General features: G+C 63.7%; 25 protein-coding genes and 1 other RNA gene. 11 read left to right on the top strand and 15 right to left on the bottom strand.

The annotated features are described in order from the left end of the window. Window positions 1–298: 298 nt before the first annotated feature. From ASD01_RS01180 to ASD01_RS01140, 9 genes are all read right to left on the bottom strand, one after another. Window positions 299–1,819, bottom strand: coding sequence for a DegQ family serine endoprotease (locus ASD01_RS01180; protein ID WP_051659253.1), 1,521 nt, complete (start codon window positions 1,817–1,819; stop codon window positions 299–301). Window positions 1,820–2,090: 271 nt separating this feature from the next. Further along, window positions 2,091–2,477 (bottom strand): ACT domain-containing protein, encoded by a 387-nt coding sequence (locus ASD01_RS01175; RefSeq protein ID WP_034792627.1) that lies wholly within the window; start codon window positions 2,475–2,477, stop codon window positions 2,091–2,093. 6 nt (window positions 2,478–2,483) lie between these two features. Then, entirely contained in the window at window positions 2,484–2,669 is a 186-nt protein-coding gene (locus tag ASD01_RS01170; protein WP_034792618.1) for a DUF2065 domain-containing protein, read from the bottom strand. A gap of 7 nt (window positions 2,670–2,676) precedes the next feature. Then, complete coding sequence (gene hflC / locus ASD01_RS01165) at window positions 2,677–3,597, bottom strand: protease modulator HflC (RefSeq protein WP_034792614.1); 921 nt, start codon at window positions 3,595–3,597, stop codon at window positions 2,677–2,679. Next, complete coding sequence (hflK, locus tag ASD01_RS01160; protein WP_034792611.1) at window positions 3,594–4,712, bottom strand: FtsH protease activity modulator HflK; 1,119 nt, start codon at window positions 4,710–4,712, stop codon at window positions 3,594–3,596. The genes hflC and hflK overlap by 4 nt, the downstream gene beginning before the upstream one ends. 156 nt (window positions 4,713–4,868) lie before the next feature. Continuing rightward, complete coding sequence (locus ASD01_RS01155) at window positions 4,869–5,405, bottom strand: dihydrofolate reductase (protein ID WP_034792608.1); 537 nt, start codon at window positions 5,403–5,405, stop codon at window positions 4,869–4,871. Next, window positions 5,398–6,003, bottom strand: coding sequence for a glutathione S-transferase (locus ASD01_RS01150; RefSeq protein ID WP_034792605.1), 606 nt, complete (start codon window positions 6,001–6,003; stop codon window positions 5,398–5,400). Before ASD01_RS01150 ends, ASD01_RS01155 begins: the two co-directional genes overlap by 8 nt. A 167-nt stretch (window positions 6,004–6,170) precedes the next feature. Continuing rightward, window positions 6,171–6,965, bottom strand: a complete 795-nt coding sequence (locus tag ASD01_RS01145; protein ID WP_034792602.1) for a thymidylate synthase — start codon at window positions 6,963–6,965, stop codon at window positions 6,171–6,173. 99 nt (window positions 6,966–7,064) lie between these two features. After that, the gene (locus tag ASD01_RS01140) at window positions 7,065–7,373 is read right to left on the bottom strand and encodes a DUF2853 family protein (protein WP_034792600.1); all 309 of its coding nucleotides are present in this window, start codon (window positions 7,371–7,373) and stop codon (window positions 7,065–7,067) included. 146 nt (window positions 7,374–7,519) lie between these two features. Between ASD01_RS01140 and ssrA the strand changes: the two genes are divergently transcribed. The 5 genes from ssrA to ASD01_RS01115 all read left to right on the top strand — a co-directional run bounded on the left by ssrA (window position 7,520) and on the right by ASD01_RS01115 (window position 10,243). Then, window positions 7,520–7,878, top strand: a transfer-messenger RNA (tmRNA) gene (gene ssrA, locus ASD01_RS01135). Window positions 7,879–8,016: 138 nt separating this feature from the next. Next, window positions 8,017–8,529 carry an SspB family protein gene (locus ASD01_RS01130; protein ID WP_034792598.1) on the top strand — a complete coding sequence of 171 codons (513 nt, stop codon included), beginning with the start codon at window positions 8,017–8,019 and terminating at the stop codon, window positions 8,527–8,529. A gap of 18 nt (window positions 8,530–8,547) precedes the next feature. Then, the gene (locus ASD01_RS01125) at window positions 8,548–8,754 is read left to right on the top strand and encodes a DUF4169 family protein (protein WP_034792596.1); all 207 of its coding nucleotides are present in this window, start codon (window positions 8,548–8,550) and stop codon (window positions 8,752–8,754) included. Window positions 8,755–8,842: 88 nt separating this feature from the next. Beyond that, a complete protein-coding gene (locus ASD01_RS01120) occupies window positions 8,843–9,079 on the top strand; it encodes a ribbon-helix-helix domain-containing protein (RefSeq protein WP_034792594.1) in 237 nt (78 codons plus the stop codon). 375 nt (window positions 9,080–9,454) lie between these two features. Beyond that, window positions 9,455–10,243: a hypothetical protein gene (locus ASD01_RS01115; RefSeq protein ID WP_034792592.1), complete on the top strand. Its 789-nt coding sequence runs from the start codon at window positions 9,455–9,457 to the stop codon at window positions 10,241–10,243. A 73-nt stretch (window positions 10,244–10,316) separates the two neighbouring features. Here ASD01_RS01115 and ASD01_RS01110 read toward each other — a convergent pair whose 3' ends face one another. The 3 genes from ASD01_RS01110 to ASD01_RS01100 all read right to left on the bottom strand — a co-directional run bounded on the left by ASD01_RS01110 (window position 10,317) and on the right by ASD01_RS01100 (window position 17,489). After that, window positions 10,317–11,651 (bottom strand): TadE/TadG family type IV pilus assembly protein, encoded by a 1,335-nt coding sequence (locus tag ASD01_RS01110; protein WP_034792590.1) that lies wholly within the window; start codon window positions 11,649–11,651, stop codon window positions 10,317–10,319. Window positions 11,652–12,118: 467 nt separating this feature from the next. After that, window positions 12,119–15,826 (bottom strand): AsmA family protein, encoded by a 3,708-nt coding sequence (locus tag ASD01_RS01105; RefSeq protein WP_051659288.1) that lies wholly within the window; start codon window positions 15,824–15,826, stop codon window positions 12,119–12,121. A gap of 256 nt (window positions 15,827–16,082) precedes the next feature. Next, window positions 16,083–17,489: an FAD-binding oxidoreductase gene (locus ASD01_RS01100; protein ID WP_034792584.1), complete on the bottom strand. Its 1,407-nt coding sequence runs from the start codon at window positions 17,487–17,489 to the stop codon at window positions 16,083–16,085. Window positions 17,490–17,804: 315 nt separating this feature from the next. Between ASD01_RS01100 and ASD01_RS35235 the strand changes: the two genes are divergently transcribed. Together ASD01_RS35235 and ASD01_RS01095 are read left to right on the top strand one after the other, a co-directional pair. Beyond that, window positions 17,805–18,065 (top strand): hypothetical protein, encoded by a 261-nt coding sequence (locus ASD01_RS35235; protein ID WP_060515956.1) that lies wholly within the window; start codon window positions 17,805–17,807, stop codon window positions 18,063–18,065. Window positions 18,066–18,251: 186 nt separating this feature from the next. Beyond that, on the top strand, window positions 18,252–18,683 hold the full coding sequence (locus tag ASD01_RS01095; RefSeq protein ID WP_034792578.1) for a DUF1772 domain-containing protein: 432 nt from the start codon (window positions 18,252–18,254) through the stop codon (window positions 18,681–18,683). Between the two features lie 27 nt (window positions 18,684–18,710). Here ASD01_RS01095 and ASD01_RS01090 read toward each other — a convergent pair whose 3' ends face one another. Continuing rightward, complete coding sequence (locus ASD01_RS01090) at window positions 18,711–21,821, bottom strand: efflux RND transporter permease subunit (protein ID WP_034793607.1); 3,111 nt, start codon at window positions 21,819–21,821, stop codon at window positions 18,711–18,713. Between the two features lie 59 nt (window positions 21,822–21,880). Beyond that, a complete protein-coding gene (locus ASD01_RS01085; protein ID WP_034792575.1) occupies window positions 21,881–23,062 on the bottom strand; it encodes an efflux RND transporter periplasmic adaptor subunit in 1,182 nt (393 codons plus the stop codon). Between the two features lie 317 nt (window positions 23,063–23,379). On the opposite strand from ASD01_RS01085, the gene ASD01_RS01080 reads away from it, so the two are divergent. Then, window positions 23,380–24,201 (top strand): cyclase family protein, encoded by an 822-nt coding sequence (locus tag ASD01_RS01080; RefSeq protein WP_034792573.1) that lies wholly within the window; start codon window positions 23,380–23,382, stop codon window positions 24,199–24,201. Between the two features lie 198 nt (window positions 24,202–24,399). Here ASD01_RS01080 and ASD01_RS01075 read toward each other — a convergent pair whose 3' ends face one another. Further along, window positions 24,400–24,714 carry an EthD family reductase gene (locus tag ASD01_RS01075; protein ID WP_034792570.1) on the bottom strand — a complete coding sequence of 105 codons (315 nt, stop codon included), beginning with the start codon at window positions 24,712–24,714 and terminating at the stop codon, window positions 24,400–24,402. On the opposite strand from ASD01_RS01075, the gene ASD01_RS01070 reads away from it, so the two are divergent. From ASD01_RS01070 to ASD01_RS01060, 3 genes are all read left to right on the top strand, one after another. Beyond that, on the top strand, window positions 24,707–25,084 hold the full coding sequence (locus tag ASD01_RS01070) for a hypothetical protein (protein ID WP_156623605.1): 378 nt from the start codon (window positions 24,707–24,709) through the stop codon (window positions 25,082–25,084). The genes ASD01_RS01075 and ASD01_RS01070 overlap by 8 nt on opposite strands. Further along, complete coding sequence (locus ASD01_RS01065; protein ID WP_034792564.1) at window positions 25,060–25,704, top strand: hypothetical protein; 645 nt, start codon at window positions 25,060–25,062, stop codon at window positions 25,702–25,704. The genes ASD01_RS01070 and ASD01_RS01065 overlap by 25 nt, the downstream gene beginning before the upstream one ends. A gap of 124 nt (window positions 25,705–25,828) precedes the next feature. After that, window positions 25,829–26,236 (top strand): carboxymuconolactone decarboxylase family protein, encoded by a 408-nt coding sequence (locus tag ASD01_RS01060; protein ID WP_034792561.1) that lies wholly within the window; start codon window positions 25,829–25,831, stop codon window positions 26,234–26,236. Window positions 26,237–26,283 lie beyond the last annotated feature (47 nt).

Below are 26,283 nucleotides of genomic sequence, written 5' to 3'. Positions count from 1 at the left end.
AGCGAGGACTGCTGAAAGAAGGGCACCTCACCGCTTCTCGAATGCCCCTCACCCTAACCCTCTCCCCGCAAGCGGGGAGAAGGTCGCGGCAGCGGGACCGTGTCTGTGCCCATCATGAGCGCGCTGCGGCCCGTCGGCCGAACCGCAGCCTTGAATCAAAACCTGAGGACGTGGATTCAGCCTCTCAGCCCCAGAGGCGATAGCACTGAAAAGATTCAGACAATCGGCCTCGACCGAAAGCGGCGCTGCGGCATCGATCCGATGCCGCAATCGCAACTGCCGAAAGGCGCGATGCGTCCTACTCCACCCGAACGGTGACGAAGCGCAATTCGCCGGACTTGTTGGAGATCAGAAGGGCGGCGTGGCGACGGCCGCTGGATTTCAGCTCCTCGACCCGGTCGGCCACGTCGGCGGGCGTCTCCATCGCCTCCTGACCGACCTCGACGATGACGTCGCCCGCCTCTACGCGCCGCTCTGCCGCGACCGAATTCGGCGCGACCTCGGTGATGACAACGCCGTCCACGTCTTCGGCAATGCCGTATTTCTTGCGCGCCTCTTCGTTGAGCGTCGCAAGCTTCATGCCGAGCACGACGTCGGTCGCTGGAAGCGGCGCAGCCTCCGGCTTGTCAGCCTTCGACCCCTCGTCGCCGGTTGCCGCGTCGGCACTTGCAAGCGCGCCATCCTCGAGGCGTCCGAGCGTCACCTTGACTGTCTGTTCCTTGCCGTCGCGGATCACCACGACATCGACCGCCTTACCGACGGGGCTTTCGGCGACCACGCGCTTCAGGTCGCGCACCTCGCCGACATCATGGCCGTCGAATTTGACGATGACGTCGCCGGCCTTGATCTCGCCGTGCGTGATCGGCCCGCCTTCGATGATGCCGGAGACGAGCGCGCCGCGCGGCGCGTCCATCTTCAGGCTCTCGGCGATATCGTCGTTCACCGGCTGGACGCGCACGCCGAGCCAGCCGCGACGCGTCTCGCCGAAGTCCTTGAGCTGAAGTACCACATTGGCGGCAAGTTCGGTCGGCACGGAGAAGCCGATGCCGATCGAGCCGCCCGTTGGCGAGATGATCGCCGTGTTGATGCCGATCACTTCGCCGGCCATATTGAACAGCGGCCCGCCGGAATTGCCGCGGTTGATCGCAGCGTCCGTCTGGATGAAATTGTCATAGGGGCCGGCGTTGATGTTGCGGCCGCGCGCCGAGATGATGCCGACCGAAACGGAACCGCCAAGGCCGAACGGGTTGCCGATCGCCATCACCCAGTCGCCGATGCGCATCTTGCGCGAATCCCCGAAAGGCACGGCCTTCAGCGGCGCCTTCGGCTCGACCTTCAGCAGCGCGAGATCGGTCTGGGTGTCTTTGCCGACGAGCTTCGCCTTCAGTTTGCTGCCATTGGCGAAGTTGATCTCGATGTCGTCGGCGCCCTCGATCACGTGGTTGTTGGTGACGATGTAGCCAGAGGGATCGATGACGAAGCCGGAGCCGAGCGATTCGACCGTGCGCTGGCGGTTACCGCCCTGATTACCCTGGCCCTTGAAGAATTCATCGAAATAGCGCTGGTAGGGCGAGCCCTCCGGCACCTGCGGCGCCGGCGCATCATCGTCGTTCTTGACCTTCTGCGAAGTCGCGATGTTGACGACGGCATCCAGCAGTCCGGCGGCCAGATCGGCGACGGAGGCCGGGCCATTGCTCGGCGGCCGGATCGCCGTGTTCTGGGCGAGTGCGGTGCTGCTGAAGGCAAGCGCGCCTGCGAGCGCCAGAACGCCGAGGGAGGCGCCAAGCGAGTGTACTCGGGATTTTGATCGCGTGGACAATTCGCTTCAGCTCCTCTGGCTGTGTGCGGTGACACCGGCACACCATAGCACTTTGATTCTTCGCATAATTCCGCCTCGACCGAAACCGTCGGCCGGGCTTATGCGGCAGATTTGACAAACGCAAGCCGCAAGACCGCGACGTCCGACTTTCCTCTGAAGATAAGGCGGAATTCGGAAGGGTCCAAACACGATTTCCTGATCCTTGCGCGCACGGGTGCGAAAGGACGGGCGTTCCCGGCCGAGCCTTTAGGTCGAGGCCGGGCGTGGCTGATCAGGTGGTGAGCTCGTGGCCGTGGTCTTTCAGCGCCTGGACCGCCTTGTCGAGATCGGAGCCGGCAACGAAGATGTAGTCGGTGCTGAAGGTCGAATTGGCAAAGACGCCGACGCCGGCATCCGAAAGCGGCCGGAGCACCGAGGCGAGCACGCCAGGCACGTCAAAGGCAAAATGCTGCTCGACGCGGAAGCAGCGCCAGCCGAGCGAACTCTGGACGCTGGACGGCACGCGGGCGGCCCGGCAGACCAGTGTCATCTCCTCGCGCGAGCTCGACACGGTCCAGAAGCCCGGCCCCGGCAGCCATTCCGGCATGCTGGAGCCGATATTGAGGCGGGTGATGGCGTATTCGGCATCGACCAGCCGGATCAGCAGTTTATGTGGCATTTCGCATTATCCTCGAAGCAACCATACAAGTCCGACCCCGGCAGCCACGCAAACGAGCCCCGCCAGTCGAAGCTGATGTTCGGGGACATACGGCAAACGCTTCGCCATTTCCACCAAAACCAAAGGGGCCAGTGCGTACACCAGCCCCTCGATGATCAGGAAGAAAGCGAATCCTGTCAGAAAGTCTGACATCGCCCGCCTAGTTTCCGGTCGCTGCTTGAGGTGCCGCGGCCGGCGGAGTGCCTTCCGAGTTATTGAAGTAACGGAAGAATTCCGAATGCGGCGAAAGCACCAGCGTCGTGTCCGGGCTACCGATCGACTGCGTGTAAGCGGTCATGGAGCGATAGAACTCGAAGAACTTCGGATCGCGCGCAAAGGCGTCGGCAAAGGTCCTTGTGCGTTCGGCTTCGCCTTCACCGCGCAGGATTTCCGAATCACGCTGGGCCTCGGCGACGATTTCGACGACCTGACGGTCGGCAATCGCGCGGCGGCGCTGGCCTTCTTCGTTACCGCGGGCGCGGATCAGTTCCGCTTCCGCCAGACGCTCGGCCTTCATGCGGTCGTAGGTCTGTTGCGAGACCTCCTGCGTCAGGTCGGTGCGACGGATACGGACGTCCTCGATGTTGAGGCCGAGCGACTCCGCGTCGGCTTTGAGGTCGGCGCGCACTTCGCGCATCATCGACGCACGCTCGTCGGAGAGCGCTGCCTCGAAGCCGCGCAGACCGTAGACACGGCGCAGCGATGCGTCGAGACGGGTCCTGAGACGCGATTCCGCCGAGTCGCGATCGCCCGAGACCGTCTCGCGGAAGCGGCGGGGATCGGAGATCTTGTAGACGACGAAGGCATCAACTTCGTAGAACTTGCCGCCCGAGACCTGGACACGGATGTTGTCGAGGTCGAAGCGCAGTGCCTGGTCTTCGACGTACTGGACGCGGTCGGCGTCCATGAAGGCGAAGGGCAGCTTGAAGTAGAGGCCCGGCTGGCTCTTGACGTCCTTGATCTGACCGAAGCGAACGACGATCGCCTGCTGGCGCTCGTTGACGACGAAGACCGAGGAATAGATGCCGACGAAGACGACGGCGAGCAGGATCAGGATAACGGAGGTACGATTGTTGATCACTGGCCTGCTCCCGAAACTGCTGCGGCACCCGACGTCGTCGGACGACCGATTTCATTCAGCGGCAGATATGGCAGTACGCCCTGCCCGTTCTTCTCGTCGATGATGACCTTCTTCGACTTGCCGAGAACGCCCTGCATGGTTTCGAGATAGAGACGCTTGCGGGTAACGTCAGGCGCCTTGGAGTACTCGTCATAGACGGAGATGAAGCGCTGCGCCTCACCCTGTGCTTCCTTGACGACACGGTCCTTGTAGGCGGCCGCTTCTTCGCGGATCTGCGCACCCTGACCGCGTGCCTTACCGAGCACCTGGTTGGCATACTGGTTGGCTTCTTCGACGAAGCGGTCCTCGTCCTGTTCGGCGCGCTGCACTTCGTCGAACGCATCGGCCACTTCGCGCGGCGGTGCGGCGTCCTCGATGGCGACCGTGTTGACGGAAACGCCGGTGCCGTAGGTGTCCATCGTTGCCTGGATCGTGCTCTTCACGTCCGCGGCGATCGCCTGACGGTTGTCACGGAAGATGTCCTGCGCCGGACGGCGACCGACGACTTCGCGCATCGCGCTTTCGGCCACCTGCTGCAGCGTGTCGGACGGGTTCTCGACGTTGAAGAGGTAAGCCTTCGGATCGGTGACCGAATAAAGAACCGAGAACTGGACGTTGACGATGTTCTGGTCGCCGGTGAGCATCAGGCCGGAATTCGACTGGCCGCTAGAGCGCCCGCCGATGTTCTGCTGCTGCTCGGTGATCTTGACGAATTCGACGGTCTCGAATGGCCAGAAATGATAGTGCAGGCCAGGCATCGAGATCTCGTCCTTCGGCTTGCCGAAGCGCATCTCGACGCCGCGCTCGTCCGGCTGCACCGTGTAGATCGAATTGATCAGGACAAAACCGACGATCAGCAGGCCGATAATGGCGAAGACGCCACCATTGAAGCCGCCGGGAACGACGTTCTTGAGCTGGTCCTGGCCACGGCGAATGATCTCTTCCAGATCCGGCGGGCCGCCCTTGCCGCCACGCGGCCGGTTTGGCCCCTGGCCCCAGGGACCCCCCTGATTGCCGCCGCCACCGCCGCCGCCCCATGGGCCACCGCCGCCGCCATTCTGATTGCTCCAGGGCATCAAAACCTCTCTTTTGAATACTTCCCACGCTGAACGGCCGCGCCACCGCACGGTCGTTCATGATGTGAAACCGTTATAGGTATCACCCGCACCGCTTTCAACGCGATAGACCCGAGTTCACCGTAAATGGTTCAAAATAGTTGACGATCCGCCGCGTCAGGCTGTCGCACGCCGCTTAAAGGTGACGAAATGCATGGCGTGGCTGTCCTTTTCACCCTGCGGCAGGTCCTCTTCGAAGACCTTCTCGAAAATGCCGGGATCGATATCGGGGAAGCGCGTATCGCCATCCACGGTCGCCTGCACCTCGGTCACATGCAAGATATCGGCACGCGCGATCGACTGGCGGTAGATCTCGCCGCCACCGATCACGCAGATCTCGTCCACGCCCGCGGCCTCCGCCTCTCGGCCGGCAAGCGCTACCGCCGCATCGAGCGACGGGACGACGCTTGCCCCTTCCGCCACAAAATCCGCGTTGCGGGTGATGACGATGTTGGCGCGGCCGGGAAGCGGACGCCCGAGCGACGCCCAGGTCTTGCGCCCCATGATCACGGGCTTGCCGATCGTCAGCGCCTTGAAGCGCTTGAGATCGGTCGAAAGCCGCCAGGGCAGATCGCCGTCGCGGCCGATGACGCCGTTTGCGGCAACGGCGACGACGATCGATATCTTCGGGTGGGTGGTCTTCGTTTCAGTCATGGAACCCGTTCGGTTTGCTGTCGATTTCTCTGGCGCGGTCATAGGCTGCCCGGTCCGTCACCACGCGGATGTAGCGATCGACGACCGTGCTTTCCGGCAGGATCTTGCGCATCCACTGCAGCGCGCTTGCCAAGAGCAGATCGGCGGCACTCATCGTCTCGCCGAGCAGATAGGTCCGTCGGGTGAGCACGTCGATCACATGGGCGCACATTTCGCTGTAGAGCCGCGCCTGTGCCGGGTTGTTGATGGTGGCGCCGGAGATATGGGCAAGCGCCGTCGGCTCGATCACCCCCGCGTAATAGGCAAGCCAGGAGAGATAGGCGCCACGCTCCTTGTGGCCGGCCGGCCGGCCGAGGCTGCAATCGGGATAGAGGTCGGTGAGATACTGCACGACGGCCGCCGACTCCCAGATCACCGCGCCATTATGGATGAGCGCCGGCACCTGCTTGTGCGGATGCGGGTTGTTGTCGTCGGGCTCGCCCGAGCCGTCCCAGCGGCGGATCGAGACGTAGCGGATCTCGTATTCCGCGCCCAGCTCCTCAAGCAGCCAGACGATGCGCGAGGATCGCGACAGCGGCGCATGAACGAGTGTGAGCATCGATACCTCCCTTGGACGACAGCCCTCCCCGGCCGCCCCTCACCTTGGATTGCCGGCCCCTGCGCTTGCGGGCTACGGAAGCTCCTGCCCCGCCCGAAGGGTGGCGCGGCATCGGCATCGAGAAGAATTCAGAAATGCGGACCGTCCACCCGCAGCATCAGGATATGTCAGACGGCGATCGGCGCCTTGATGGATGAATCGGCTTCGTAGCCGACGAGCGTAAAGTCTTCGAAACGGAAGGAAAAGAGATCTTTCATGTCTGGATTGATTTCCATCCGCGGCAGCGCCTTCGGCGTGCGGGTGAGCTGCAGCCGGGCCTGTTCGAAATGGTTGTGGTAGATGTGCGCGTCGCCAAGCGTGTGCACGAAATCACCCGGCTTCAGGCCCGTCACCTGCGCCACCATCATCGTCAAGAGCGCATAGGAAGCGATGTTGAAGGGCACGCCGAGGAAGATGTCGGCCGAGCGCTGGTAGAGCTGGCAGGAAAGCTTGCCGTCGGAGACATAGAACTGGAACAGGCAATGGCAGGGCGGCAGCGCCATTTCGTCGACCAGCGCCGGGTTCCAGGCCGAGACGATGTGCCGGCGCGAATTGGGGTTGGTCTTGAGGCTCTCGACGAGGCCTTCGATCTGGTCGATATGGCGCCCGTCCGGCGCCGGCCAGGAGCGCCACTGGTAGCCATAGACCGGGCCGAGGTCGCCGTTCTCGTCCGCCCATTCGTCCCAGATGGTGACGCCGTTTTCCTTGAGGTAGCGGATATTGGTGTCGCCCTTCAGGAACCACAGCAGTTCGTGGATGATCGAGCGCAGATGCAGCTTCTTGGTCGTCAGCACCGGAAAGCCTTCGGAGAGGTCGAAGCGCATCTGGTGGCCGAAGACTGAGCGCGTGCCCGTTCCCGTCCGGTCGCCGCGGTCGGATCCGTTGGTCATCACATGGTCGAGAAGGTCGAGATATTGCTGCATGGTCTGGCGCCGCCGATTCGTACTTTCGCTAAATTTAGGACGAAGCCGGCGGCGAACCAATGACCACGGGACGATTATCCCGGATAATTCGGCGGGGAGCTACAAGGTCTGTAGCTTGCCGAGGTTCTTGGCCACCAGATAATAGAAGGTGACGCGCGATTTCGACCGGTCCGCCGACATCGCCTTGACGGTGGCGTCGATCGCGCTGTCCGCATCGGCGCCGCTGATGCCGAGCTTCTTCTCGCACCATTTCTCCTTGACCCGCTCGAGCTCTTTCGGATCCGACGCCGAAACGAGCGAGGAATCCCGGTTGCGAAGCGCAATGCCAAGGTGACGCACGATCTTGTTGACGATCGCCTCGTCGGCGCCGCTGTCGTATTTCTGCACATCTGCGAGGTAGTCCGTCATGAGGCCTCCAGCTTGCTTTGCTTTTCGAAACTGCGGCCGGAGATTGCCGGCCGCGTGGCAGCAGCGGGAGTTTTTCATGGATGCCGGTCAAGTCAAGGCGGTTCGGCACCGGGCAGTCCGGGAGAAAGTCATATATCCGACACATCCCCCTTTTCTTGGGGCCCGGAAAGACCTATATGAACTCTGCCGTCTTCGGGCGGCTATGGCAATAAACGGGCGATGAAATAAACCCATTGGACCCGGGGGCGGTACCCGGCGCCTCCACCAAAAACCGATCAGAATCGATCGGCTTTTGATGGGGGCGAAATAGGATCGACAAGGGCGTAAAGATCGACTTTTTGCTCGGCATTGTACCACCGTTATCGGGCTAAACTTATAGTTGCAAACGACAACTATGCTGAAGCACGTCTCGCTGCTTAATCGCGGTGCGACACTTCAAATCAAGTCCTTCCGGGTAGCACCGTAAGGCGGGGTCCGAAGGCACCTGGCAACAGAAGCCTTCACCTTCTCCCCCGCTTCGAAATGGTCTATAGATGCTTGAATAATTGACTCGTCTGCTTCAGACGGGCAATGAAAAGCCGACGGCTTGACCTCCAAGCCGGCAGCAGACAGTAGATTGAGTTCGAGGAAAGACGGGACGCTCATGGGCCAGGACCACATCCGCTACGACATTCTGGCACAGGACGCACTGCGCAGCGTCATCCGAAAGGTCCTGACGGAGGTTGCCACCACCGGTCACTTGCCGGGAGAGCACCACTTCTTCATCACCTTTCTGACCGGCGCGCCGGGCGTGCGCATCTCGCAGCACCTGAAAGCCAAGTATCCCGAACAGATGACCATCGTGGTCCAGCACCAGTTCTGGGAGCTGAAAGTCACCGAAATCGGCTTCGAAATCGGCCTCTCCTTCTCCGACACGCCCGAACGGCTAGTGATCCCGTTCAACGCCATCCGTGGCTTCTACGACCCGTCGGTCAATTTCGAACTGGAGTTCGACGTGGCGGCCGGCGAGGAAGAAGAACAGGAATCGGCGGAGATCACCGCCTATCCCGTTCCGGAAGAAAATGCCGAGACCTCGGCCAAGGACGACAAGCCCACCGAGCCGAAGAATGGCGGCGGCTCCGTCGTCTCGCTCGATTCCTTCCGCAAGAAGAACTGATCCGAGGAGCCGCGGCTCATGACCGGAGACGTCGTCAATCTGCGCCAGTTCCGCAAGCGTCGCGAGCGCACGGAAAAGGACAAGCAGGCCGAGCAGAACCGCATCTCCTTCGGCCGCACCAAGGCCGAGAAATCCCTGACGAAAGCGCTGAACGACAAGGCGGAGACCCGCCTTGACCAGGGCCGCATCGAGCGCCCTGCCGAAGGCGACGTCGACAAGGACTGAGCCCGCAAAAGCGATTCCGGAGCAAGGACTTGCGGCAGCTTCCGGACTCGAAATGCCAATTCCTTGAATCAGTCTCTAAGGCCGGGCGATGATCCGTAAGCATTCCGCAACGCTCCACGGCCACCGCACCAGCTTCTCGCTCGAAGACGCCTTCTGGCAGGAGCTGAAGACGATCGCCGAAACGCGGGCGGTGCCGCTTGCCCAGCTGATCGCCGAAATCGACGACCAGCGCACGCCCGACAGCAACCTCTCCTCGGCACTGCGCGTCCATGTGCTCGAATGGCTGAAATCGCAACGCTCGACGCTCTTGCCCGACGAGACCTGAGCTCCCGCCGTCGATGGCCAGCACGGCCAGAATTCGCGGCAAGAACTCGCCCAAGGCCTTTCACATCAAAGGGCTAGTGGCGAGACCTTGAGCCCTTGTTCTCACGCCGTTGCCGCACGAGCGCTCTACAGTGTCGGGCGACAGGCATTGGCGGATCCAAGGCAACTGTGTGGCCGATGCAACAGCGCGCGGCATTTGGCATGCCCCGCTTCGCCGTTTCGGGCCAAAACAGTTGTATTCGAATAAACTTATATAACAATACCCACATCGGGAGGCGGCGACTTTCCGCTGCCCTTGTGTTCGAGAGTCTGTAGTGCGCAATTCCAGACGGGCCCGTCTCTCGTTTCAGGGATTGTCTCAAGCGGGAGGCGTTTCATGAGTATCCCTACACGACTGGGCCTAACGGCCTGCCTTGGCCTGTTGTTCGCCCTGCCGACCCACGCGGCCGACATCACGCCGCTGATGGCGCCCGCGGCCCCCGTGGAAGAAACCGAGAGCGGCTGGCAATTCACCTTCGCGCCCTATTTCTGGATGGCGGGCCTCTCGGGCGACACGGCGCAATTCGGGCTCCCGACCGTTCACATCGACTCCAGCTTCAGCGACATCTGGAGCAATCTCGACTTCGCCGCCATGGCCACCGTCGAAGCGCGCAAGGACCGCTTCAGCGTCTTTGGTGACTTGATCTATACGAAGCTCTCCGGCGACGGCAAAGCGCGCGGCGTCTTCACCGATACGGTCGATGTGGAATCGGAGACCTTCGCCGGCCTCATCGGCGTCGGTTACACCGTCTTTGAGGATCAGAACTCGCATCTCGACGTGGTCGGCGGCGCCAGGATCTGGTCGGTCAACACCACCATATCCTTTCAGGGCGGCCCGCTCGACGGTATCAGCCGCGATGACCGCAAGACTTGGGTCGACGGCATGGTGGGCGTGCGCGGCAACTACTTCTTCACCCCGGAGATCTACCTGACCGGCTGGGGCCTGGTCGGCGCCGGCGGCGCCGACATCGACTGGGACGTCGGCCTTGGCCTCGGCTACCGTTTCAACGACACGATCTCGGCGATCGCAGGTTATCGTGCGCTGGGCGTCAACTACGACAATGACGGCTTCATCTTCGACGTGGTCCAGCAAGGTCCAATCCTCGGACTGTCCATCCGCTTCTGAAGGCAAGGCGCGCCTGGACACCGGCAAGCGATCCGCCGCCGGCCCAACGGCCGGTGGCAAGACGCGTCCGTCGTTATCGCACCAGCCGGATCGCGCCGGCGTTGTTGATCGTGGTGTTGGCCAGCACCGCCTTGCAATCCAGCTTGAAGCTGCTGTTGCCGATCATGGTGATTTCCTGGGCGACGATGCGCACGCATTCACCGCCGGTCGATCCGTTGCCGGCATACTGGATCTCGCGCGACGCCGGCATGTAGATGATGCCGGCGAGCGATGAGGCGCTGTTGCCGTTGATGGTGGCGCTGGCCGTGTTGTTGCGCCCGGCGACGATCGAGAAGCCGGCCCAGTCGCCGGTCGTCGGCGCGCTGACCTGGAAGGTCGCCCCGCCGTGAATGTCGAGCTGGGCGCCGTTCAAGAGGAAGAAGGTTACCCCTTCGGCGCTCACCACCGACTGGCTGGTGAACTTCAGGCTACCGCCGTCGATGATGTAGTTGCCGGGCCTCAGAAGAACCTTGCCCTTGATTTCGAGATCGCCATAGGTGCCAGGCTTCAGCTCGACGCGGTAGGTGTCGGGCGCGTTGTTCGGCGTCTTGCCGGTGCCGTTGCAGTCGCCGTTGCCGCCACCGCCGCCGACGAAATTCTGCCCGCAGCCGGCAAGGCTCACCCAGCCTGCCGTGGTCGGCATCTTCTTCGACCGGAAGGGGTCGGCAATTGGCGTCACCTCCTCTACCGCCTTGCCGCAGGCAAGCTGCAGGTTGGCGAGCGTCGCGGACACCTTGCCGGCGGCGTAGAGACACTCGGCCTTGAGCGTGGCCGAGCCGCTGAGGTAGATCGACTGCGCGTCGGTCGAGTTCGACGTGATCGTACAGCCGGATGTGTCGACGCTCGCCCCGCCGCTGACCTCGAAGGCCCGGCTCGCCGTCGGGTGCAGCGCCAGAATGCAGGCCTCTCTCCCGGGCATGCGCGCGGCAACACTTTCCCGGTCGATCGTATAGGGCTGCAGCCCGAAGAAGAGCGGATTGTATTTCAACGCGTAGGCCGCGGTCGCCGTGGTCTCGACGCCGGCGGCGCCGAAGGCGATCTGCACCGGCGTGGCCGCCACCGCCACACCGCTCTCCGGGCCGAGCTGATCGACGATCTCCGGCTGGCCGAAATTCGCAAAGAAGACGTTGTTGGCGAGATCCCTGGCACTGGCCTCGGTCTCGCCCTCGCCGTAGGATTTGACCGCCGAGAAGGCAGCGGCATCGAGCGCCGTCTGCATCTTCGCGGCCTCGAGATTGATCCGCGCCAGGTTGATGGCGATCGACGCGGCACTCAACAACGGCACCGCTATCAGCGCGGTCAGAACGGTAAAGTTGCCGCGCTCGTCCGCAAAGATACGGGCGGCTCTCTTCCTCAAATTGTAGCGCATCTCTGATCGTTGCCCCCTCAGCAGACGGCGACGCGCCGCTCGGGTCAATCCGGAGCGATCGACGTCGTCCTTCCCATGCGCCGATTAAAGACGCGGCCCGCAAGCCGCACCCCCTGCCCCATCCAACGCAAATTGCTAATTTAGTGATCAATAGTGGAGGATGTGCTTCAGAATTCGTTAAAACTCTGCCGATCCCGTTCGCGCGCCACGATGCGCCGGAAACCAAGAGAATGCCCGCCAGATAAAGGCATGTTCAAAATCTGAAGCCAGAGCATGTCGCGCAAAAGCGCGCAGCGGTCTTGGGATAACGACATGCGAAAAATCAAAAGCGCAGAGAGCGATGCTGAAAGATCGCGATGCGCTTCAGGGGGCACAAGCCAAGGATGGGATCATGGCCGGATCCGCAATTGGAAGCGCATCCCCGGCCCCGAAAGCCAGGGTGCGTCGTGCTCCGGCATAGTCGCCGGCTACTGTACGGTAACGTCGGGCAGGACGTCGAAGTTGAGCCTCTGTCCGGGAGGGGTGCCGGTGGCACCGTCCGGCACGGTCTGGGGGGTCGGTCCCGTCTGCGGGATCGGCTGGCCCTGACCGGCGCTGCGCGCTGCCTCTGCCGCCCGACGCGCGGCTTCCGCCTGTCGCTCCGCTTCGGCCTTGCGTTCGGCCTCTGCTCGCGCATCTGCTTCCGCCTTGAGGCGGGCAGCGCCGGCTGCGCGCCTGCGTTCCTCGGCAACGGCGCGTTTGCGCTCCAGTTCCCTTGCCTCCGCCCGCGCCTTGTAAAGCGCAAGTTCGCGGCGCAGACGCTGCTTCTCCAGCACGTTCGCCTGCAGGATCTCGACCCGCCGGCGCTCGCGCTCGAAGGCGCGAAGCGACAGGAAGTTCGCGAGATCGGCAACGTTGAGATCGACGCCCGGTGCTTCCAGCAGGCCGGCATAGCCGATGCGCACACGCGGCTCGGCACCGGCAAGCGCCTCGTCACCCGGCCGGAAGGTCAGATCGATGCCGGCGTCGATCCGGCCCGCCGCAAGGTCCAGCGAAGCCTCGCCGGTCATCGCGGCATTGCCGTCGCCAGCCGTCACGTTCTGCGCCCGGAGCACCCCGCCGGCGATGCTGAAGGGTGCCTTGACGACGCCGACCAGCGATTGACCCGAGAAGATCGTCGCCTCCGCCGCACTTCTGATCGCGTCCGCCGAGATCTGCGTCTTCAGCGCATCGGCTGCCGCGATCAGCTGCGGCAGAGCTGCGCTGTTGATGCCGGCGAGCGTCATGCCGTTGAAGGTTGTCGTACCCGAACCGCTTGCCGAATGCGCCATCGCCTCGGGCGTCGCACCCGATGCCTCAAGTGCTACCGAAAGATCAAAAGTCCCGGTCGCGACCGGCGTTCCCGCATGGGCCCAGCCCGCCTGGGCAAGGTCGCCGCCCTTGACGTCCAGGCGCGAGCGCAGGAAGCCCGAGCCGTTGGCATTGCCGATCTGCACCCGCCCGGCGAGCTTGCCGCCCAGCCAGTCGCCGGCCGCATCGGTCAGCGCGACCTCGTCGCCCTTCCATTCCATCTTGCCGGCAAAGCTCGTGACCGCGCCATAGACGCCTGGCCAGAATTTCTGCGCCTGCACGTCCAGTGCGACGTTGAGCCCGGTCCAGGCAGGCTGCGCCAGAGCCCCCTTCGAGAAGGCCCCGTTCGTATCCTCGATCGGTCCGAGGACGCCCTCGCCGAGCCAGGCGAGATCGAGCGTGTCGAGCGTCAGCTGTCCGCTGGCCGCCCCCGGCGTCTTGCGGTCGATCGTCAGATTGCCGGTAAAGCCGTTGTGGTCGGCCTTCCCCTCGACAGTGGTCAGCGCAATTGTTTCGGGCGTCGTCGCGATATCGGCAGAGACGGTCAGCGGCAGGCCGCTCCCCATCTGCGGCAAGGCCACGCCCTGGAGCAGAAGATAGGGCTCCAGGTCCTGGGTCTGCAGCGTCACCTTCGCCTGACCTTCGAGGAAATGATCGCGGGAAAGATCGACGCTGCCCTTGGCGGCGAGCGACGTCTTCTCGGTCGTAAAGGTCACCGTGCCGTTCGCCGTCGGTCCGTCGGTGCTTTGCAGCTTGACGGAGAGAATGCCGTTGGCATCCGCATCGAAGGGCAAGGGATCGAAACCCGTTTGGCCGAGCAGGAGCCGCGTCTCGGGATTTTCGAGCGTCGCTTCCAAAAGCATGGCCTTGCCGGTCAGCGCCTGCGCCATGTCGGGCGCCTGGTAGCTGGCGGCGATCTTGGTACCGTTCGCGGTCCCGAAGATGCCGAAGGTCGCGGGCGCGTTGCCTTCCTTGTTGCCGGCCGTCAGCGTCACGTCGAAGGCCGTGTCGCTGTAATAGGGACCGGCCTTGATCAACTGCCGGAGCGCTGGATGATTGACCGCGTGGCGGCCGATCATTTCCAGGAACGGCGTCAGGTTCTTGGCGGCAAGCTTCATCTTGGCCGAGACGACGGGCTTTTCGAGGTCGCCGCTGGCCCGGCCGGAAAAGGCGAGCTGTGCGCCGGCGAGCGATCCGATCGCCACGCGTTCGGCCTGGAGCTGGCCGTTCTTCAGCGTCAGCACCGCCTGCACGTCCTGCGCTTGCTCGCCGAAGGCGGAAAACTCGTCAGCCGAAAGATCGGCAGCAATCGCATGCTGCAGCAAGGTATCGGTGGAAGCGTCGCCCGCCACCAGCCCGGTCAGCGCCTGCAAGGCTTCGAAGTCGATGCGGTTACCCTTCAGCTGCAGCGAGAGGTTCGGTTGCTGGTCGGCGAAGGACTGTCGCTCCAGCCGCCCCTTGAGGCTCGCCTCGTCGGCCGCCACTTCGAGGTTCTCGAACTGCTGCAATGTATCGGTGAGGTTCACCTTGGCGGAAAAGCCGGCGGTCCTCAGCTTGCGGATCGCCGGATCGACCGAGCCCGCCAGCCAGTTGGCAAGGCCGGAAGGCTGGTTGGAGGCCAGCAGAAGGTCGCCGCGGAAGGTGCGCTGTCCCTTGAGGTTCAGCCGCCCCTTGGCTTCGAGCTGCGTGCGCCCCGGCAGCAGCGCCACGACATTGTCGATCACCCAGCCGGCGCCATCGGGCTGTACGTCGATCCGCACGTCGCGGACCGTCGTATCGCCGACGACGATCGCCGGCAGCTTCAGGCTGGCGCGGCCGGGCACCTGCGGGATGGGAATTTCGGCGGCGATCGCCAGCATGGCTTCGAGCCGCTGGCGCATCGAGATCGCCGGATCGCGGCCGGTCTTGTTGTTGCGGCTCGGGCCGATGCGGCTGACGTCGATCTGCTGGCCGTCGGCGATCAGCAGGAACTTCTGGTCCTTGCCGGTATCGAGCGTTGCCTCGCCGGTGACCACATAGGGATCATCCGACGGGCCGATTTCGAAGCGATATTCCGGGACGCGGATGCTCTCGTTGGTCAGCTGGAAGTTGCCGTTGATGCGCAGCGGCGCCCGCCCATCCGCATCCTTCGTCTCGGCCTGCGGGCGGTTCTCCGTCAGCGTGAAGCGGCCGCTATAGACCGGCCTGAAATCGACGATGCGCAGCGAACCGTCGGTCTCGACGCCGAAGGGACGCTTGTCGGGCGTTACCCGCGCCTTCAGGCTGAGCGTACCCGCCTCGTCCACCTCGTTGCTGGTAAAGGAGAAACTGCCGGCTTCGCCATCGAGCGCGGCGCGCCCCTCAACCTTCCAGGGCCCGGCGAGCGTGCGGGCCGAAATGTCTGCGGCAAGTCCGCTCACGCGGCGGGTGCGGCCGGTCTGCTCGTCGACGAATTCGACCTGGCCATTGGTGATCTCGACGTTTTCAAGCACGACGGTCTTGGCCGGGATCGAGGCCCGGCGGCCCCTCGCCCAGTCGAGCGTACCGTCGGGCAACAGGCGCACCTTGGCCCGCGGACGATCGAGCTTCATGTCGAAGATCAAGGCCTCGCCGCTCAGGAACGGCGCAAGCTCGGCGCTCATCGAGAACTGCGCCACCTGGATCAGCGGGTCGCCGTCCTCGGCGGCGCCGACGCGCACGTCGTTGAGCGTCACGGTTGGGAATGGGATCAGCCGCGCATCGACGCTGCCATGCACGACGACGGGCTTGCCCATGATGCGGCTTGCCTCGCGCTCGAACTCCTTGCGGAAACCCGTCCAGTCGATGAACCACGGGGCGATCAGCGCCGCAAAGAGCGCAACGACCACAAGTCCACCGACGGCAAGAAGAATTCGCGAAAGCACCGTGCCTATATTCCCATTCCGTTCATCGGCGCATCCGCGCCGCAAATCGATTTAAGCGCCAGAAACCGGCGCCCGGCTGCAGCGCCGTTGATGGCGCCGTAGCATCTTTGATTTGCCGCATAATTCCCGAGGGGTCGATTCCGACTTTGAGAATTATGCAGTATCACACTTTGTCGCCGGCGCATTGTCCCAAAAAACGGCCCGCCGCGCGTATCTCTCCTCAAGCGAAAATCTTGCCCGGGTTGAAGATATTGTCCGGATCAAGCGAGTGCTTGATCTGGCGCATCAGATCGAGCGCGTCGCCGAGTTCGGCCTCAAGGAACGGCATCTTGCCCTGGCCGATGCCGTGCTCGCCGGTGCAGGTGCCGTCCATGGCGAGCGCCCGCGCGTTCAGCCGCTCGACAAAGGCCTCGGCGCGCACAACGTCAGCCGGATCCTTGTCGTCGAACAGCAGGCCAACATGGAAGTTTCCGTCGCCGGCATGGCCGACGATCGGCGCCGTCAGCCCGTGGGCGGCGCTATCTTCCTGCGTTGCCGCCACGCATTCCGCCAGCCGCGAGATCGGGACGCAGACATCGGTCGACAGGATCGCCGCGCCCGGGATCAGGCTTTTTTGCGCCCAATAGGCGTTGTGCCGCGCCTTCCAGAGCCGCGCCCGCTCCTCCGGATTGGTGGTCCAGAGGAAGTCGCTGGCGCCGAACTCCGAAGCGATCTCGCCAAACTGGCGCGCCTGTAATTCGACACTCTCGGGGCTGCCGTGGAATTCGACGAAGAGCGTCGGCGTCTCCTGATAGGAAAGGCCGGAATAGCCGTTGCAGGCCTTCATCTGCAGCGCATCGAGCAGTTCGATGCGCGCGACCGGAATGCCCGACTGGATGGTGAGGATCACCGCGTTGCAGGCGTCCTCGATCGTCGGGAACGGGCAGACGCCGCCGGAAATGACCTCCGGAATACCCTGCAGCCTGAGCGTGATCGAGGTGATGATGCCGAGCGTGCCTTCGGCGCCGACGAAAAGCCGCGTCAGGTCGTAGCCGGCAGAGGACTTGCGCGCCCGATGCGCCGTGCGGATCTCGCGCCCGTCAGCGGTCACCACCGTCAGCGCCAGCACATTGTCTTTCATCGTGCCGTAGCGCACCGCATTGGTGCCCGACGCCCGCGTCGAGGCCATGCCGCCGATCGAGGCGTTGGCGCCGGGATCGATCGGGAAGAACAGGCCGGTGTCGCGCAGGTAGGTGTTGAGCTCCTCGCGGGTGATGCCCGGCTCGACGCGGCAGTCGAGGTCCTCGGCATTGACCTCGAGCACCTTGTTCATACGCGAGAGATCGACCGAGATGCCGCCATGGGGGGCGTTGATATGCCCTTCGAGCGAGGAGCCGGTGCCGAACGGGATCAGCGGCACCTTGTGTCGCGCAGCGATCTGGACGATCGCGCGCACGTCCCCGGCGCTTTCCGCAAATAGCACGCCGTCGGGAAGCTGTGCCGGAATATAGGTGGTGGTGTGGGCATGCTGGGCGCGGATCGCCTCGCCCGTCTGGAACCGGTCGCCGAAGCGGGCGGAAAGGTCCGCCTTCGCCGCCGCAATCCCCGCCTCGTTTCTCGCGCCAGCCCTGATCGCCTTCAATGCCACGGAAAACGCCCTTCCTCTTGCATTCGCCACGCTGCCTTTTCGATGTTCGGGAAGCGCAGTCATTTCAAGGCGCTACTGTGCAAATCGGAATCACTTTGTCCAGACGCTCGCGCACTTCCCGGTCACAGTAGCGCAGGAAAACGCCTGACGTGAGACCGGAGTGTCACAAGACTGTATGACAGCGTGGAAAACACCAACGCTGAAAAGCCGACACGATATGTCCCCGTTTGCCGAAATGTCATCTCCACACCGCGCCGCGCGGTGATCCGCTCGGGAAGTCCTTGCGTATAAATGCCGAGCGGAAGGACGTGTGACGTGCTTGGAGAGATCGGCAGAAAGCGACTGATGATGCGGTTGCCGCACTTGAGGGGCAGCATCGCGTCGGCATCGTCAGATTGCATGATTGAGCTGTTCTGCAGTTATGAACTCGCGGTCAACATGCGGGACGCACTCGTGTTGGGCGGCGGCCGCCCGGATCTCGCTGACGAGTACCGGCAGATCTGCCTCGAACTCGAAGAAGAGGTGGAGGTCGTGCTCTGCGCGACGGCGCTGGCCGTGCGGCGTGACGGCACATAGGGCGGGCCGGTAGACAGAGGGCCTTGCAAACGGCAAGCCGCGTCGCACCACATTTGCTGCTGGCAAAAGTCACGCCTCAGACCGACCAAACTCCGGTACTGCTACGTATGAGAGCGAAACGGCAGAAAACACCTGCCGTTTCGTGAGCCTTGGATTATGATGGAGGCGTGAAGGAAGGAGAGGCAAATGCTGGGTCTAACCGCTTTGCTCACCGCGTCGGTTTTCTTCGGCGCCGCCATCTACATCACCTGGGCAGAACAGCCCGCACGGCTGCATCTCGACGATCGCGCCGCACTCGTGCAGTGGGTGCCGTCCTATCGGCGCGGCTTCGAGATGCAGGCGACGCTCGCGCTCGTCTCGGGCCTCTTCGGCGCCGGTGCCTGGGGACAGACCGGCCATGTGCTGTGGGGGCTGGGGGCCGCGATCATCATCCTGAACTGGCCCTATACGCTGCTCTTCGTGATGCCGGTCAACCGCCAGCTGGAGGCAGTCCGGCCGGACGACGCCGGCCCGGAAAGCCGAGATCTCCTCGGTCTCTGGGGCAGGCTTCACGCCGGGCGCAGCGCGCTCGGCGGGCTGGCGGCAGCGATCTTTCTCGTTGCCGCCGGGCTAGAATAATAAGCCGTCGCGCGACGGCCGTTCCGGCTAGCGCACCTCCAGCGCTGCCGCCGCGTCCATTTCCTCGTGCAGCTTGCGCTCCTCGTCCGCATGCGGCTTGGTGAAGCGCGCGATCACCAGATAGGCGACCGGCGTCAGGTAGAGGGTGACGATCACCGCAAGACCGAGACCGCCGACGAGCACCCAGCCCAGCGCGATGCGCGCCTCGGCGCCCGCGCCGCTGGCAAGCACCAGCGGCACCGCGCCGACGATGGTGGCGATCATCGTCATCATGACAGGGCGCAGGCGGATGTTGGCGGCATTCTCGATCGCCGAGCGCACGTCTTGGCCGCGGTCGCGCAGCTGGTTGGCGAATTCGACGATCAGGATGCCGTTCTTCGCCATGATGCCGACAAGCATCACGAGGCCGATCTGGCTGTAGATGTTCAGCGTGTTGCCGGTCATGATCATCGCAAAGACCGCGCAGGCAAGCCCCAGCGGCACCGTCGACATGATGATCAGGCCGCTGACGAAGCTTTCGAACTGGGCCGCCAGCACCAGGAAGATGATGACGAGCGCGAAGCCGAAGGTGACGAAGAGGCCGTTGGCGTTTTCGTTGAGCGTTGCGGCTTCGGCAAGCGGCATGATCCGTGAGCCCGGCGGCAGAAGCGGCTCTGCCATCTGCTCGACCATGGTCAGTGCCTCGCCGAGCGCCAGATCGGACTTGAGGCCGGCCGAAAGCGAAACGGCGCGAAGCTGCGATTCCCGCGACAGCTGCGGCGCCACCGCCATCTCCTCGACGCTGGCGATCGTCGACATCGGCACGATCTTGCCGTCACCGGCCTTGAGGAAAATGTTCTGCAGATCGGTCGGGTCGTTGACCGGGTTGGTCGAGGACAGAAGCTTCACCGGATAGGATTCGCCGTCGACATAGACGTCGACGACGCTGTTGCCGTCGAGCATGGCCTGCAGCGCCCAGGCAAGGCCGCCGATATCGACACCCATGTCGGAGGCGCGCTCGCGGTCGATGGTGATCGAAAGCTGCGCCTGGTTGGCCTCGTAGTTGAGGCGGACGTTTTCGAAGCGGCCGGTGTCTTCCATCTGGCGCACCAGCTTTGCCGCCGCATCACCGAGCTTGTTGTAGTCGTTGCCGACGAGCGCCACCTGCAGGCCGCTGCCGGCGCCGCGAATGCCGAGACTGTTCGGTTGCATCGCAAAGACGCGAACCGAGGGGATGCGCCCGGTCACCTTGTTGATGTCGGTGACGATCTCCTGCTGGGTGCGGTCACGCTTGTCCCAGGGAGCGAGCGTCAGCACCATGAAGCCGCTGTTGACCGAACCGCCCTGCCCGGAGATCGAGAAGATGTTGTCGATCTCGCCGGATTTCACCAACGGCTGCAAGCCGTCCTCGATGCGGCGCATCTGGGCCTGGGCGTATTCGAGCGAAACGCCCTGCGGCGCGTTGATGCGCATCATGATCTGCGAGCGGTCTTCCGTCGGCGTCAGCTCCGATTTCAGCGTCAGGAAGCCGGCAGCCCCCATGGCGGTGAAGAAGCCCGCGACGACGAAGACGATCAGCGGCGAGTTGAGGCAGGCGCGCAGCGTCACCCGGTAGAACCCGGCCGCCCGCGCACCGAACCGCGCCATCGGCCCCGGCACCGTATGCGTATCCTTCGTCAGCATGCGCGAGGCGAGCATCGGGCAAAGCGTCAGCGACACGAAGGAGGACAGGAGGATCGCGAAGGCAAGCACGAAGCCGAACTCGCGGAAGAGACCGCCGGTCTGGCCCGGAAGGAACGAGAGCGGCACGAAGACGGCGGCAAGCGTCGCGGTCGTCGCCAGCACCGCGAAGAACACTTCGAGCGTGCCGTGAACGGCCGCCGCGCGTGGTCCAAGCCCCTCGGCGCGCCTTCGCACGATGTTTTCGAGCACCACGATGGCGTCGTCGACGACAAGCCCGGTCGCAAGCACGATCGCGAGCAGCGTCAGGATGTTGATCGAGAAGCCCGCGAGATAGATCGCCGCCACCGTGCCGATCAGCGCGATCGGCATCGAGATCGTCGGGATCAGCGTCGCCCGCCAGTCGAGCAGGAACATGTAGATGACCAGCGTCACAATGAAGACCGCAACGATCAGCGCGATTTCCACCTCGTGGATAGCGCCGTTGATGAAGACGGCGTCATCGCTGGTAATGCGGAGCTGCGTGCCCTCGGGCAGGATCTGCGTCTGGATCGTCTCGACGACCTTGCGCACGCCCTCGGAGATATCGACGGTGTTGGACTGCGCCTGGCGCACGATGCCAAGGCCGATGCCCTGGCGGCCGTTGGAGCGCAGCGCCGTCGTGCCGGTGTCGGGACCGAGCGTGACGGTCGCCACGTCGCGCAGGCGCACATTGTTGACGAGGATCAGGTTTTCGAACTGCTCCGGCGTCTGCAGGTCGGCCGTGGCGCGCACCGAAATGTCCTGGCTGGCGCTCGTCAGCTTGCCGGCCGGCACGTCGTAGGAGGCGTTGGCAAGCGCGGTCCTGAGGTTGGCGACCGTTACCCCGCGCCCGGCGAGCTTCGCCTGGTCGAGGTCGATGCGGAAGATCTTCTCCTGGTCGCCATAGACGGCAACGTCGGCCACGCCTTCAACGGCGGCGAGCCGGTCGCTGATCTCGTTTTCGACGAGCAGCGTCATGTCTTCCATCGACATCGTATCGGAGGTCAGCGCCAGCCGCATGATCGGCTGGCTGTCGGCATCGGCTTTCACGATGCTCGGCTCGTCGACATTGTCGGGAAGCTGGTTGCGCACCCGGCCGAGCGCATCGCGAATGTCGTTGGAAGCCTGGCCGATATCGGTCGTGTCGGAGAACTGCAGCGTCACGCGGCTGCGGCCGAAGGACGAGGTCGAGGAAATGTCGCGGATGCCCTGCACGCGCGACACGGCCCCTTCGACCACCGAGGTCACCTCGCGGTCCATGGTCTCGGGTGCGGCGCCATCGAGCGTTGTCGTCACCGAGATGACCGGCTGGTCGACCTGCGGCAGCTCGCGGATCTCGATGCCGTTCCAGGCCGCAAGGCCGGCAACGACGATCAGCGTATTGACCACCAGCGCGAAGATCGGCCGGCGGATGAAGAGTGCGGTAAAGCCGGTCTTGCTGCGTTCGCGGGCCGACATCTGGCCGCCGGCGCTGCCTTGGCCGGCACCATGGCCGCTTGCCTGACTGTCGCCGCCGCTCACTTGGTTTCCTCCGCAACCTTCTGCGGTTCCTGCTTGTTCTCACGGCCGGCGATGCGCACGGCGCCGCCGTCGCGCAGGCGCTGCACGCCTTCGGTGACGATCTCGTCGCCTTGCGACAGTGCGGCGTCCACCAGCACCTTGTCCGGGTTGCGCTGAATGATCTTCACCGGCACCTTCTCGCTCTTGTCGCTGGAGACGCGCCAGATATAGGAGCCTTCCGAACTCCACTGGATCGCCAGCGGATCGACCGTCGGATAAGTGTCGCCGTCAAAGGCCACGGTGACCGAGAAGGACATGCCCGCCCTCAGCTTGTCATCGGGGTTTTCAAGCCGTGCGCGCACGCGCAGCGTCCGGCTCGCCTGATCGAGGCGGTTGTCGATCGCGTGGATCGCACCGTCGAGCTGGTTGCCCGGCTGGGCGATGGCGAAGGCGGTGACCGGCTGGCCGACGAAGATCTTGTTGGCGAAGCGCTCGGGCACCCAGAAATCGACGAGGATTTCCGAGCGGTCGTCGACGACGGCAATCGGCGTCGTGGTCGTGACGTAGTCGCCGACATTGACGGTGATGATGCCGACGACGCCCTTCGACGGCGCCACGATGTCGCGGCGCTTGAGGTCGAGCTCTGCGGTCTTCAGCGCCAGTTCGGCGGTCTGCATGGCGATTTCGGCGTCGCGCACGTCCACGGCTGTTACCGCGCGGGCAGTGCTCAGGTTGCGGTAGCGCTCGACCTTTTCGCGTGCGCTGTCACGTGTCAGCCTCGCCTGGTCGGCAGCAATCTTCTGGTCGTCGCTGTCGAGCTTGGCAATGACCTGACCCTGCGACACCTTTTCGCCGGAGCGCACGAGGATTTCGGTGAGGTTGCCGGTTGCCGTCGGCGTCACGGTGACGGAATGGATCGCCTCGCCGTTGCCGATCGCGTTCAGCCGGTCGTTGACAACAGACGTGCCCGAAGGCCGGACCATGACGAGAATGGCGTTGTTGCCGCCCTGCCCGCGGCCATTGCCGCGTTCGCCGCCCTCGCCGCCACCGGCGCCGGGCTTGGACAAGGCATCAATCAGCGGATGCGAAACACCAATCGCCGCCAGCGTTTCACCAGCACCAGGCACAAAACGCACCCAGACGGCTGCGCCCACGAGAAGCACAGCGGCGCTCACCGCAAGCTGTTTCCAAACCCGCATTCAAGTCTCCGAATTAAACATAAAACACGCCCCAGCGCGGCGCGGCCGGCGGTTCGTTCCGATTGTGCGCGGAGTATCCCTGTTCGCGCGTGTCGGGGCAACGACAGAATACCATCATTACGCAATTGTAATAAAAGCGAATTTGTTGGCGGGATGATGACGCACGGGGGCTTCGCTCGACGCCTCGCAGCTTTGTCCAGAAATTCACTAGAGAATTACCGTTTACAGCCGCCGACACTGCGCTATCCTGCAACCGCCGGCAGCGTGTTTCGGCCGGCTTTGCGCCTGTCTTCAGGCCTCTTGGGGGAGAGAAGTCGATGTGCGATGCCTGTGTCATGGAAACGGTGAAAGAGCGCATGCTCTCGCGCCGCAGCTTCTTCAAAGCCGCCGCGGTCGGAACCGCGGGTCTTGCCGCCGCAAGCGTGGGCGCGGCCCCGCCGGCGCTGGCGCAGGGGCATTCAAGCGTCACCGACCTGACCCACGAGTTGCACGAAGATTTCCCGACCTTCTTCGGCCAGCAGCAGTTCTTCCGCGAGGAGAAGTTCAACTACGCCAAAGACAAGTTCAACATGTTCGAGCTCCGGGTGAACGAACACACCGGCACCCATGTCGACGCGCCCCTGCACTTCTCCGCCGATGGCCTCTCGGTCGCCGAACTGCCCGTCGACAAGCTGGTGGTGCCGCTGGTGATTGTCGATATCAGAAAGAAGGCTGAGGCCGATGCCGATGCGCAGGTGACGCCCGACGACCTCAAGGCCTGGGTCGCCGCCAATGGCGAGATCCCGGAAAACGCCTGCGTCGCCATGCTGTCGGGCTGGGGCGCGCATCTGGGCACGGACAAGTTCCGCAATGCCGATGGCGGCGGCAAGCTGCATTTCCCCGGCTTCCACGTCGAGGCGGCCAAATATCTGATCGAGGAAAGCAAGGCGGCTGGTATCGCCGTCGATACGCTGTCGCTCGACCATGGCCCCTCGCCCGATTTCGCCACGCATTATGCCTGGCTGCCGGAGGGTCGCTGGGGGCTGGAGGCAGCAGCCAATCTCGACAAGCTGCCGGTCAAGGGCGCAACCCTCATCCTCGGCGCACCGAAGCACCGCGGCGGCACCGGCGGCCCGGCCCGCGTCTTCGCGCTGGCCTAGGCCCCCGGCCTATTGAGCACAGCCAGGTTTTGGCTGAAGCGAGCCTGACGAGAGCAAGGTCGTTTACGCTTCGACGGCAACCACATGTTCCCGATCGTCAACCGGTTCCGCACTGGCTGCGTCACCATGGATCATGGTGCGCCAACGCTACGCCGATTGCGGAAAGGTCAACGGCTACGCCTGACGCGCCAAAGCCCCCTACCCTCCAACGACTTCGCTGATCTGCACGATGGGCGCGATGTCCGTATAGTTGGCGACGTCCGCGGCAATCTCGGCGCGGTGGGGACCTAACGCCTCCTGGAATGTCTCGAGGCTCGGCGAGTAGACGTGGCACGCCGCGACGAACCCCGGCGCGCTTCCAGGCTCGCGACCCGCAAGGCCCTTATCGATCTCGTAGCGCAGGCAGGCATCGCCGAGCCGTTCCTGGATCAGTGGCATGTGGCGGGTGCGGTAGTAGTCGTGATCGAACTTCGAGCCGCCATCGGCCGGATAGTAGACGCTCATCTTGATCATGGTCGGGCTCCTGCCTGAACGCCGCTCCGAGCGTTCGAAGCTTCTTCTAGGTCACCGACCTGTAGAGCACAACCAGGTTTTGGCTGAAGCGAGTTTGACGAGAGCAAGGTCGTTTTCGCTGTGCTTGTCGAAGCCGGTGACGACGGCACGGAAGTTCCTGAGTGCTGACGAAGCGTTCGACGAGGTTGCGATAGCGACAGAGGAAGGTGCTGAAGGACGCGCATCGTTTGTGGACGGCAACGATGCCGCGGGGTTGATCGAGCGCGGCAAAGGAAGGCGCTTGTTTGCGGGCAAAAGTCTTCGGGAGTATCTTGGGCAGCGGTACGGACAATGGCGGGGGTCGTCATGGGGCCGCATGCATTTTGCCTGACATTCGCGCTCGTCTCCATGGGCCTGCTTCTTGCGGGGTGTCAGACCGTGACTGTCCAGGCGGACGACAAGACCGGCCCGACCACGAAACTCGAAATCACCGGCATCCTGGATGACCATGGCAATCCCGACCCGGTCTTCAACGACAGCGGCTGCTGTAACCGCCGCCGAAGCGTCCCCGATCTGGCCCCGCTCACCATTGCGGCTTCGGCCGAGGATCCCGAGAGCGGTGTGCGCGACATTGCCGTCTGGATCTGGGCCATCAAGCGGTGCCGCTACGACGACAGCACGGCGGATTTTCAGATCACGCAATCGACCGTGGCCGCTGCAGGCACGGCTTCGGGGACGTACCCACCCGGCAGTTCCGCGCCGCTCAGCCGCAGCTCGACGGCAACCGTTCGCATGGCCGACACACCCTATGGCGCCTGCAACCCCAAGACCGTCACTGACGCCAGTGGCCAGACGCGCGTGGTTGCCGCGCAGCCGACGGGCTTCTGCGGCCGCAGGGTCTTCATCGTCACGCAGAACGGCAACGCCTATCAGGGTTCGAGCAAGGGCGTGCTGTTTACGACCGGACCATTCGGCTCGAACAATCAGCCGTGCAACGAAATCCCCAACTGAACGCATCGGCGACGGCTTCCCCAAAACGCAGCGCTGGCAATCGCCGCGACGTCGGCTATCGTCACCGCTTCAGGCGACAGGCCGGCCCGCACACAACCGCCGAGAACAACAGCGAAGGAGCCCCATGAGCACCGTATCCCCGCCTCAGAACCCGGAAGCCGATCCGCGTGTCAAAGCCGTGTTCGACGACATTCGCACCACCCGCAAATCCGACTTCATCAACAATATGTGGCTGTGGCTCGCCTTCGATCCGGAGCTCCTGGAACAGACCTGGCGCGACGTGAAGGCCGTGATGGCAACGCCCTCGGCGCTCGATCCGCTGGTCAAGGAGATGCTCTATATCGCCGTCTCCGTCACCAATGGCTGCGGCTACTGCGCCCATTCCCATACGGCGGCGGCAAGGGCGAAAGGCATGACCGACGCCGAGCATGCGGACCTGCTCAGGGTGATCTCGCTTGCCGCCCGCACCAACCAGTTGGCGACGGCGCTGCAGGTGCCTGTGGATACCGCCTTCGACAAGACAAAAGAATAGACCGCGCGACCAAGAATAAGCGGTCTCGAAATCGCCTGTCTTTCCAC

The sequence above is a fragment of the Ensifer sp. Root423 genome, assembly GCF_001426275.1.
Taxonomy (GTDB): domain Bacteria; phylum Pseudomonadota; class Alphaproteobacteria; order Rhizobiales; family Rhizobiaceae; genus Ensifer; species Ensifer adhaerens.
Note: the sequence above shows the minus strand (reverse complement) of the source record. Positions and strands in the feature narration are given on the sequence as shown.

Coding starts and splice junctions, on each gene's coding strand:
- ASD01_RS01120 (WP_034792594.1), top strand. CDS start 8,843: ATGATCCGTAAGCATTCCGCAACGCTCCACGGCCACCGCACCAGCTTC.
- hflK (WP_034792611.1), bottom strand. CDS start 4,712: ATGCCCTGGAGCAATCAGAATGGCGGCGGCGGTGGCCCATGGGGCGGC.
- ASD01_RS01170 (WP_034792618.1), bottom strand. CDS start 2,669: ATGTCAGACTTTCTGACAGGATTCGCTTTCTTCCTGATCATCGAGGGG.
- ASD01_RS01110 (WP_034792590.1), bottom strand. CDS start 11,651: ATGCGCTACAATTTGAGGAAGAGAGCCGCCCGTATCTTTGCGGACGAG.
- ASD01_RS01130 (WP_034792598.1), top strand. CDS start 8,017: ATGGGCCAGGACCACATCCGCTACGACATTCTGGCACAGGACGCACTG.
- ASD01_RS01115 (WP_034792592.1), top strand. CDS start 9,455: ATGAGTATCCCTACACGACTGGGCCTAACGGCCTGCCTTGGCCTGTTG.
- ASD01_RS01060 (WP_034792561.1), top strand. CDS start 25,829: ATGAGCACCGTATCCCCGCCTCAGAACCCGGAAGCCGATCCGCGTGTC.
- ASD01_RS01125 (WP_034792596.1), top strand. CDS start 8,548: ATGACCGGAGACGTCGTCAATCTGCGCCAGTTCCGCAAGCGTCGCGAG.
- ASD01_RS01150 (WP_034792605.1), bottom strand. CDS start 6,003: ATGCTCACACTCGTTCATGCGCCGCTGTCGCGATCCTCGCGCATCGTC.
- ASD01_RS01065 (WP_034792564.1), top strand. CDS start 25,060: ATGGGGCCGCATGCATTTTGCCTGACATTCGCGCTCGTCTCCATGGGC.
- ASD01_RS01080 (WP_034792573.1), top strand. CDS start 23,380: ATGTGCGATGCCTGTGTCATGGAAACGGTGAAAGAGCGCATGCTCTCG.
- ASD01_RS01155 (WP_034792608.1), bottom strand. CDS start 5,405: ATGACTGAAACGAAGACCACCCACCCGAAGATATCGATCGTCGTCGCC.
- ASD01_RS01095 (WP_034792578.1), top strand. CDS start 18,252: ATGCTGGGTCTAACCGCTTTGCTCACCGCGTCGGTTTTCTTCGGCGCC.
- ASD01_RS01175 (WP_034792627.1), bottom strand. CDS start 2,477: ATGCCACATAAACTGCTGATCCGGCTGGTCGATGCCGAATACGCCATC.
- ASD01_RS01145 (WP_034792602.1), bottom strand. CDS start 6,965: ATGCAGCAATATCTCGACCTTCTCGACCATGTGATGACCAACGGATCC.
- ASD01_RS01075 (WP_034792570.1), bottom strand. CDS start 24,714: ATGATCAAGATGAGCGTCTACTATCCGGCCGATGGCGGCTCGAAGTTC.
- ASD01_RS01140 (WP_034792600.1), bottom strand. CDS start 7,373: ATGACGGACTACCTCGCAGATGTGCAGAAATACGACAGCGGCGCCGAC.
- ASD01_RS01085 (WP_034792575.1), bottom strand. CDS start 23,062: ATGCGGGTTTGGAAACAGCTTGCGGTGAGCGCCGCTGTGCTTCTCGTG.
- ASD01_RS01090 (WP_034793607.1), bottom strand. CDS start 21,821: ATGTCGGCCCGCGAACGCAGCAAGACCGGCTTTACCGCACTCTTCATC.